At 71.3% G+C, this 1260-nt stretch carries 2 protein-coding genes and 1 pseudogene; 2 read left to right on the top strand and 1 reads right to left on the bottom strand.

Features of this window, described 5'->3' with window-relative positions:
• Window positions 1-225 precede the first annotated feature (225 nt).
• Together ACF1A5_RS33835 and ACF1A5_RS33840 are read left to right on the top strand one after the other, a co-directional pair.
• Complete coding sequence (locus ACF1A5_RS33835; protein ID WP_201843983.1) at window positions 226-501, top strand: hypothetical protein; 276 nt, start codon at window positions 226-228, stop codon at window positions 499-501.
• Window positions 501-899, top strand: coding sequence for a hypothetical protein (locus ACF1A5_RS33840; RefSeq protein WP_392196666.1), 399 nt, complete (start codon window positions 501-503; stop codon window positions 897-899). Before ACF1A5_RS33835 ends, ACF1A5_RS33840 begins: the two co-directional genes overlap by 1 nt.
• A gap of 267 nt (window positions 900-1166) precedes the next feature.
• Here ACF1A5_RS33840 and ACF1A5_RS33845 read toward each other — a convergent pair.
• Window positions 1167-1260: pseudogene (locus ACF1A5_RS33845) on the bottom strand (IS5/IS1182 family transposase); the annotation flags it as partial.

Here is a 1260-nt window from a genome sequence, read left to right on the forward strand (position 1 = left end):
ATGACGATGGCAGCCGGACACGGAGCATCACGGCCACCTCCCGCACTCCAAGCGACCATCTCGCGTACCTGCCGCGCGCACAAGCCGTCCCCTCAGGACGAGGAACACCATCACTCGTCCTCCGCTTGCGAGAGGCGGCGGCCCGGTCTCGAAAGGGGAGAGGAGAGGAGAGGAGACTCCACCGCCCCTCTACTGCCAGTAGAGGGGCGCGGTAGAGTGAGGAACATGGCAGCAGACGAGACGAGCATCAAGGTGAGCACGGCCGCGCGGGACCGGCTCGCCCAGCTGGCCGCCGAGCACGGCACCACCATCCGCAGTCTGGTCGAGGACCTCGCGCAGAGCACGCCCACGCAGGCCGAGTACGCCGAGCGCGCCGAGCTGGCCCGCGCCGAGCTCGCCTCCGCCCTCGGCAGCGCACCGAGCCCCGAGGCGGAGGAGAAGGCCCGGGCGCTGCTGGAGCGCCTGGGCGGCGCCGCGCACGGTCCGCGGGCAGCCGCGTAGTGGCGCCGATCGCGGTCGTCCTGGACCACACGACCGCGGGAGCGCTGTACGACCCGAAGGACCCGTTCAACGAGGCAGTCGCCGCCTTCTACGTCCAGGCCTCCGGCGGGCTCGGTGACCTGTATGCGCCGGTGCTGTCGCTGACGGCCGGAGACGCCGAGCGACCGGGGTTGCTGGGCTACATCAAGGGGCTGCGGTTCATCCGGATCGAGGCCTTCGACACCGACGCCGCGGTCACCGCCACCGAACTGCTCCGGTTCGGACACTCCTGGGCCGCCGTCCATGCCATCCACGCCGCCCGCCCCTCCCCCGCCCACCCCACCGGCCGGTACCTGCTCACCCTCACACCGAAGGCCTACGCCGGCACCGGCGTCCAAGCCGTCCACCCCGACCAATAACCGCCCACCACCCGGCCGCGCGCCTCGCACGCACCCGCCCCGGCGACCACGCCAGCCACTGACACGGGCGCGACCCCGAACGTGCCACCCGCCACGCGATCAACCAGCTCAACCAGCTCGGCTACACCGTCACCCTCAACCCGATCGAGGACGCAGCCTGACACCCAGAACCCGGAACACCCGGCGACCACCACGGCCACCGGGCACCCAGACCTGTCCAACACCACCCTGACCTGAACCGTGCTTTAGAGCGCCCGGCAGTAGGCGTCACTTCAAGCGCTTGGTGGTGGGGCGGCCGTCCCAGCGGTAGCGCGGGGTCGCGCGGCGGATGAGCATACGCAGTGTGACGATCGCGGCGGAC

Source organism: Streptomyces sp. NPDC014864, from assembly GCF_043081525.1.
GTDB lineage: Bacteria > Actinomycetota > Actinomycetes > Streptomycetales > Streptomycetaceae > Streptomyces.